This is a genomic window from Nocardia sp. NPDC005978, from assembly GCF_040614455.1.
In the GTDB taxonomy this organism is placed as follows: domain Bacteria; phylum Actinomycetota; class Actinomycetes; order Mycobacteriales; family Mycobacteriaceae; genus Nocardia.
Genome location: NZ_JBEXUS010000193.1, coordinates 1 through 7262, shown reverse-complemented (window position 1 = coordinate 7262; position 7262 = coordinate 1). Strand labels below are relative to the sequence as shown.

At 70.2% G+C, this 7262-nt stretch carries 5 protein-coding genes; 4 read left to right on the top strand and 1 reads right to left on the bottom strand.

Annotation, left to right across the window (positions count from 1 at the left end; translation table 11 throughout):
- The first annotated feature begins 286 nt into the window (after positions 1-286).
- Positions 287-1561, top strand: a complete 1275-nt coding sequence (locus ABZ319_RS39420; protein WP_354991703.1) for a geranylgeranyl reductase family protein — start codon at positions 287-289, stop codon at positions 1559-1561.
- A 76-nt stretch (positions 1562-1637) separates the two neighbouring features.
- Here ABZ319_RS39420 and ABZ319_RS39415 read toward each other — a convergent pair whose 3' ends face one another.
- Positions 1638-2141, bottom strand: coding sequence for a DUF2505 domain-containing protein (locus ABZ319_RS39415; protein WP_354991702.1), 504 nt, complete (start codon positions 2139-2141; stop codon positions 1638-1640).
- 39 nt (positions 2142-2180) lie between these two features.
- On the opposite strand from ABZ319_RS39415, the gene ABZ319_RS39410 reads away from it, so the two are divergent.
- The 3 genes from ABZ319_RS39410 to ABZ319_RS39400 form a co-directional block, all read left to right on the top strand.
- Positions 2181-2675: a DUF3592 domain-containing protein gene (locus ABZ319_RS39410; RefSeq protein WP_354991701.1), complete on the top strand. Its 495-nt coding sequence runs from the start codon at positions 2181-2183 to the stop codon at positions 2673-2675.
- A 91-nt stretch (positions 2676-2766) separates the two neighbouring features.
- The gene (locus ABZ319_RS39405) at positions 2767-3480 is read left to right on the top strand and encodes a demethylmenaquinone methyltransferase (protein ID WP_354991700.1); all 714 of its coding nucleotides are present in this window, start codon (positions 2767-2769) and stop codon (positions 3478-3480) included.
- Positions 3481-3679: 199 nt separating this feature from the next.
- The coding region (locus ABZ319_RS39400) for a molybdopterin-dependent oxidoreductase (RefSeq protein WP_354991699.1) at positions 3680-7262 on the top strand (3583 nt) is incomplete at its 3' end.

Genomic DNA, 7262 nt, shown 5'->3' with positions numbered 1-7262 from the left:
CCCGGTTCTTCCCTCCCTCCGCTCCTCCGCTTCGCTCCCCCGCTCCACTCAGTCCAGAACCGGGCGGGCCGCGAACCACGGGGCGGGGCTCCATGGGCGGAGGACTATGGGCGGGGGTCCATGGGCGGAGGACTATGGGCGGGGGTCCATGGGCGGAGGTCCATGGGCGGGGGTCTATCGGTGGGGGTCTATCGGTGGGGGTCCATGGGCGGGGGTCTATGGGTGGGGGGCCTGTGACGCATATCCGCGTCGACAGCGATCGGCGGGTGCTGCGAGTATGGGCGGCATGGGTTCACCGGATGCCGCCCCCGTGCCGGGGCATGACTCGGATTTGCTGCCCGCGCACGCGGATGTGCTGGTCGTGGGGGCAGGGCCGGCGGGATCGGCGGCCGCGGCGTGGGCCGCGCGGGCCGGACGCGATGTGCTGCTGACGGATTCGGCGGTGTTCCCGCGCGACAAGACGTGCGGGGACGGGCTGACGCCGCGCGCCACGGCGGAACTCGAACATCTCGGGCTCGGGGACTGGGTGCGCACGCACACGGTCAATCGCGGCCTGCGCATGGCGGGCTTCGGGCGCGAGGCGCTGCTGCCGTGGCCGGACGGTTCCTTCCCGCGGTACGGAAGCGCGGTTCCGCGAACCGAACTCGACGACAAGCTGCGCGAGACCGCGGTCAAGTCCGGCGCCCGCATGGTCGACGGGGCCAAGGTGGTCGAGGTGGCGCGCGACGGCGATCGCGTCACCGGGGTGAGCATCAAGACCGACGCGGGGCTGCGGGCGGTCTCCTGCAAGATGCTCGTGGTGGCCGACGGTGTGCGCTCGCCGGTCGGAAAGCTGCTGGGACGCACCTGGCATCGCGAGTACGCCTACGGCACCGCGGCGCGCGCCTACATCAAATCCGAGCGCAGCGACGATCCCTGGATCACCTCGCATCTGGAGTTGCGCGATGCCGAGGGCGCGCTGGTGCCGGGCTACGGCTGGGTGTTCCCGCTCGGCAACGGCGAGGTCAATATCGGCGTCGGCTCGCTGGCGACCGAGAAGCGACCCTCGCACATCGCCCTGAAACCGCTGCTGCAGCACTATGTTTCCGAACGCCGCGCGGAGTGGGGTTTCGACGGCGAAGCGCGCGCGGTGGCTTCGGCCCTGCTGCCGATGGGCGGCGCGGTTTCCCATGTGGCCGGGCGCAATTGGGCGCTGGTCGGGGACGCAGCGGGCTGCGTGAATCCGTTGAACGGCGAGGGCATCGACTACGGCCTCGAGGGCGGGCACATGCTGGCCGACCTGCTCGACGAGCCCGATCTCACGACGATCTGGCCGGAGCTGTTGCGCGCCAGGTACGGCCGCACCTATTCGGTGGCGCGCCGGCTGGCCGCGCTGGCCACCCATCCGCGCACGGTGCCGCTCGGCGGTCCCCCGATGATGCGGTCGAAGCTCCTGCAGCGCACCGCGGTTCGCGTCATGGGCAATCTCGTCACCGACGAGGATCTGGATCTGACGGCCAAGCTGTGGCGGGGCGCGGGCCGCGCCTCCATGCGCCTGGACAAGCTGGCGCCGTTCTCCTGAGCGTTGAATCGTCCCGTGGACGTGGGTGACCACGTCCACGGGATGCGGGCGGTTATCGATCAATCAGGGATAGGGCTCACGCGTTCTGCGACGCGAACCACTCCTCGACGGACTTGCGCTCGCTGTTCATGACGCGCTCGAGCAGGCTCTCCACCAGCGGTTCGATGGCGCCGCCGACCAGCGGGACCTTGACGTCGATGGTGCCCGCCGCCTCGATCTCCGAACCCTCGGCGGTGGGGCGCAATTCGAACGTGCCCGCCATTTCGGTGGTGATGCCGCCGGAGGCTCCGGCGAAGGTGCCCTTGGCGATGTCGCCCTCCAGCGGACCCCAGCTGTCGGTGCGCTCGAGCACCAGATCGCTCTTGAGCACCTTCTTGACCAGACCCGGAATCTTGTCCTCGGGGGCCTTCTCCGTCATGCGGATGGTGATCGTGCCGGGGCCGTCCGGGTGGGTCAGCTCCAGGGTGGCGGTGGACGCGCCGGCGAAGCGGGAGTTCCACATCTCGTCGTTGGTCAGTGCCCGGTGAAGCTCTTCTACCGGAACGCTGTACTGCACGGTGAAGCTGAATTTACGGGACATGGCGGCAAGGGTAGTCCGGCCATGGAATAGCCTGGTGAAGTGTCGGAAACCAGCCAGTCTGATAGCCGCGCTACCCGGCTGCGACGTGCCCGCAAGGTGGTGGTGATCCTCGCGATCGCCGTGAGCGTGCTGTCGGTGCTGCTGGTGCTGGCGGCCTGGCGCAACGATCACCTGATCGGCTCCGACAGGGGCGTGACCAGCGGTGAAGTCATCGAAGCGGGCCGATTGCGCTCGGCGATCAGCTTCGTGACGCCGGACGGGGTGACGCACAATCCGAAGCTGGGCGTGCTCTACCCGACCAAGCTCACCAAGGGCGAACGCATCAATGTGGAGTATCAGCGCAGTGATCCGGACCTGGTTCGGGTGGCGGGTCGCGACGCGCGTGTCGCGGTCATCCCGGCGCTGTCGGTGATCGTGGTGACGTGGGCCCTGGCGCTGCCGCTGCTGTGGGCGCTGGGATCGCCGCCCGCGCAGTGGATCGCGACCATCGGGGACCGCTATCGGCGACTGACCCGGCGCCGCGCCGACGCCTGAACCGGCCCGGAACCCACCCCCGCACCGCCCGATCGCCGCCACCGCACGGACGGCTGCCGCACGCCGCGACAGCGGCGGCTAGGGTGCGAGGGTGGCGAAAACAGAGCGGCGGGAATCGGTTCGGGCCTCGTTGGACAAGCAGCCGCACGAGGTCGCGTCGATGTTCGACGGGGTCGCGAAGCGGTACGACCTCACCAACACGGTGATCTCCGGCGGCCAGGACCGCTACTGGCGCTGGGCGACGCGCAAGGCGCTGGCGCTGCGCCCGGGCGAGCGCCTGCTGGATCTGGCCGCGGGCACGGGTGTTTCGACCCTCGAGCTCAGCAAGTCCGGCGCGTGGTGCGTGGCGGCCGACTTCTCCCAGGGCATGCTCGCCGCGGGCCGTTTCCGCAACGTGCCCATGGTGGCCGGGGACGCCATGGCGCTGCCGTTCGCCGACGAGTCCTTCGACGCGGTCACCATTTCGTACGGGCTGCGCAATGTCGCGGATCCCGATCTGGCGCTGCGCGAGATGCTGCGCGTGACCAAGCCCGGCGGGCGGCTGGTGGTCGCGGAGTTCTCGACCCCGACCTTCGGGCCGTTCCGGACGATCTACATGGAGTACCTGATGAAGGCGCTGCCCGCGGTCGCCAAGCGGGTCTCCAGCAATCCCGACGCGTACGTGTACCTGGCCGAGTCCATCCGGGCCTGGCCGACGCAGTCGCAGCTGGCCCTGCGCATCGCGGACGCGGGCTGGTCGCAGGTGAAATGGCGCAATCTCAGCGGTGGCGCGGTGGCACTGCACCGCGGCTACAAACTGGGCTGAGCCGGCTCGGCAACCACGCAGCGGCGGGGTCGACCTCCTGTCGAACCGGATCGCGGAACCCGCTCGGCACTGATCGAGACGCATGTCACAGCGGGTTTCCGGTTCCTCACCACCGTGTCGGGGCGCTGTGAGGAAATTTGTGATCTGCCGATAACGTCCGGTAAATCCGCCGCAATCGGGGATCGCGACACTCGAAGGCATGCCCGAGCCCACGACGCCCGCCACGAGCACCCGGACCGCGTGCTCGTACTGCGGCGTCGGCTGCGGAATCACCGTGCAGACCCGGCCCGGCGCCGACGGGACGCCGGTCATCGCCAAGGTCAGCGGGGACAAACTACACCCGGTCAACGCCGGGCGGCTGTGCACCAAGGGCGCGACGCACGCCGAACTGATGCGGGCCGACGGCCGGATGACCACGGCGTACCTGCGGCCCGAACGCGGTGGGGAGCCCGAGCCGCTCGCGGTCGACGACGCGGTGCGCGAGGCCGCCGGGCGGCTGCGGGCGATCCTGGACGCGCACGGGCCGGACGCGATCTCGTTCTACGTCTCGGGGCAGCTGTCGCTGGAAGCGCAGTACCTGGCCACCAAACTGGCCAAGGGGCACGTGCGCACCGTGCACATGGAGGCCAACTCCCGGCTATGCATGGCCAGCGCCGCCACCGGCTACAAGCAGTCCCTGGGCGCGGACGGGCCGCCCGGCTCCTACGACGACCTCGACCACGCTGACCTGTTCTTCGTCATCGGCGCGAACATGGCCGACTGCCATCCGATCCTGTTCCTGCGCATGGCCGATCGGCTCAAGGCGGGCGCGAAACTCATCGTGGTCGATCCGCGCCGCACCGACACCGCCGCCCGCGCGGACCTGTTCCTGCAGGTGAAACCGGGAACCGACCTGGCGCTGCTGAACGGGCTGCTGCACCTGCTCGTCGAGAACGGCGACATCGACGCCGAATTCATCGCCGCCCACACCGAGGGGTGGGACGCGATGCCGGAGTTCCTGGCCGGGTACTCCCCCGACCTCGTCTCGGCGATCACCGGCGTGCCCGAGGCCGACATCCGCACCGCCGCCGCCATGATCGGCGCCGCGGGCGAGTGGATGTCGCTGTGGACCATGGGGATCAATCAGTCCACGCACGGCACCTGGGCCACCAACGCCATCTGCAATCTGCATCTGGCCACCGGCGCGATCTCCCGCACCGGCAGCGGGCCGTTCTCGCTCACCGGGCAGCCGAACGCCATGGGCGGGCGCGAAATGGGTTACATGGGACCGGGATTGCCGGGTCAGCGCAGCGTGCTGGCGGCGGCGGACCGCGCCTTCGTGGAGACGGCATGGGAACTCGAGCCGGGCACGCTGCGCGACACCGGCGGACCCGGGACCATCGAGATGTTCCGGGGCCTGGCCGACGGCGAGATCAAGGCCTGCTGGATCATCTGCTCGAATCCCGTTGCCACGGTGGCCAATCGCAAGAACGTGATCGCCGGGCTGGAGGCGGCCGAGCTCGTCATCGCCCAGGACGTGTACACCGACACCGCCACGAACGCCTACGCCGACATCCTGCTGCCCGGCGCCCTGTGGGCGGAATCGGATGCGGTGATGGTGAATTCGGAGCGCAGTCTCACGCTGCTGCGGCAGTCGGTGCCGCCGGCCGGCCAGGCGCGGCCCGACTGGCAGCTCATCGCCCAGGTCGCCACGGCCATGGGATTCCCGGGCTTCGACTTCGGCTCCAGCGCCGAGATCTTCGCCGAGATCAAGCGGTTCGCCAATCCGGCGACCGGCTACGACCTGCGCGGGATCAGCTACGAAGCGCTGGCCGAGGGTCCCATGCAGTGGCCCTGCCCCGATCCGGACCGGCGCCGCAATCCCATTCGCTATCGCAACGACGGCGTCAGCCAGACGCTGTTCACCGACGCGGACGGGCACACCCCGGACCTGGCGTTCGCCACCCCCTCGCGCCGGGCCGTGTTCTGGCCGCGCCCGCACCTGCTGCCCGCCGAGATGCCGGACGCCGATCACCCGTTCGTGCTCAATACCGGCCGCCTGCAACATCAGTGGCACACCATGACCAAGACCGGCCGGGTCGGCAAGCTGGTCAAACTCAACGGCGAACCGTTCGTGGAGGTGCATCCCGAGGACGCCGCCGCCCTGGACGTGCGCGCCGGCGATCACCTCGAGATCACCTCGCGTCGCGGCCGCGCGGTGCTGCCGGTCCGGGTCAGCGACCGGGTCCTGCCCGGCTCCTGCTTCGCGCCGTTCCACTGGAACGACGAACACGGCGAGTACCTGACCATCAACGCCGTCACCAACGACGCGGTCGATCCGGCCTCTCTCCAGCCGGAGTTCAAGGCGTGCGCGGTCCGCCTGCGCAAGGTCGCGGCGATGTCGGCGGCCGCACCGCTCCAACCGGACAGCGCGGCGGGCCCGAACGGATCTGCCAGAGTTCCGAGCGGAGTTTTTTCAGGTCCGAACGGCACTGCTGGCGCATCGGGGCCACACTCGGCGGCCGGTCCGAACGGAACCGACTCCGGTTCATACGGTTTCGCGGGGGATTCAACCGGCGCCGCACGCGGATTGCACGGCGACCCGCACGGCGCTCAGAGAGGTCCGAACGGAGTTCTCAACAGCCCGAACGGAGTTCCAGAAGGAACTGCAAGCGGTCCATATGGATTCACGCGCGACGCCCACGCCGCGAATGCCCCCGGCAACGCCGCGGACAGTCCGAACGGAATGCCAGACGGTCCGAACGGATCTTCGAGCGGTCCGAACGGGATTGTCGGTGGCCCCGGGGGTTTCGCGGGCGATTCGTCCGGGGCCGTGGGCGGTTCGTTCGGGAGAGTCGCGGGACAGGAGGGCGGGATGCATCCTTTGTCGATCATGCTCGGGCTGGAGGGAGCCACCGCGCCGATGCTGAGCGAGGTCGAGCGGATCTACGTGGGCGGATATCTGGCGGCGTTGCAGACGCTGCCGGTGGCCGGGGTGCCGGTGCTGCCGGAGACCGCGCCGGTGTCGCGGGGCAGCCGCGTGTGGATCGACGGATTGCTCGCCGGTATGTACTCCCGTGGTGCGCAGGGCGTTTCGGGTGGCGCACCATCCGGCCCGGGTGGCGAGGACTCGGCGCTCTCGAGCGGGCCGGATCAGGGCGGGCCGGGCGGGGGCGACGCGGGCTCCGGGGCGGCCGCACCCGTGCGCACGGTGACCATCCTCTGGGCCTCGCAGACCGGAACGGCCGAGGAGCTGGCGGCGACCGTCGCGACCCGGCTGGCGGACGGCGGCCTCGCGCCCCGGCTGCTGGACATGGACTCGGCCGAGCTGAGCGACCTGACCGGCGACGTCCTGGTGGTCAGCAGCACCTTCGGCGACGGCGGGCCGCCGGACAACGGCACCGACTTCTGGGAACGGCTCAGCGACAGCGCGATTCGACTGACCGGCGTGCGCTACGCGGTCTTCGCGCTCGGCGACTCCTCCTACGACGACTTCTGCGGGCACGGCCGCAAACTGGACGAACTGCTCGATCGGCGCGGCGCGACGCGCCTGCTTCCGCGCGTCGACAGCGAACCCGATCACGACGACGCCTCCGAGCGGTGGATCGACGAGATCGCGGCGCTACTCGCCGGCGAGGCCGCGCCGGGTGGAAACGCCGACGGCGACAACGCCTCCCGGCCCGGACCCGGCGACGTGGGCACGAACGACCGTTCCGGCGCGGCTTCGGCGGGGTTCGGCGCCGACACCCACTCGGCCGGCCGTGCCGGATGGGCGGACACGGGCGCGACCCCCAGAGAACGCA

Coding starts and splice junctions, on each gene's coding strand:
- ABZ319_RS39420 (WP_354991703.1), top strand. CDS start 287: ATGGGTTCACCGGATGCCGCCCCCGTGCCGGGGCATGACTCGGATTTG.
- ABZ319_RS39415 (WP_354991702.1), bottom strand. CDS start 2,141: ATGTCCCGTAAATTCAGCTTCACCGTGCAGTACAGCGTTCCGGTAGAA.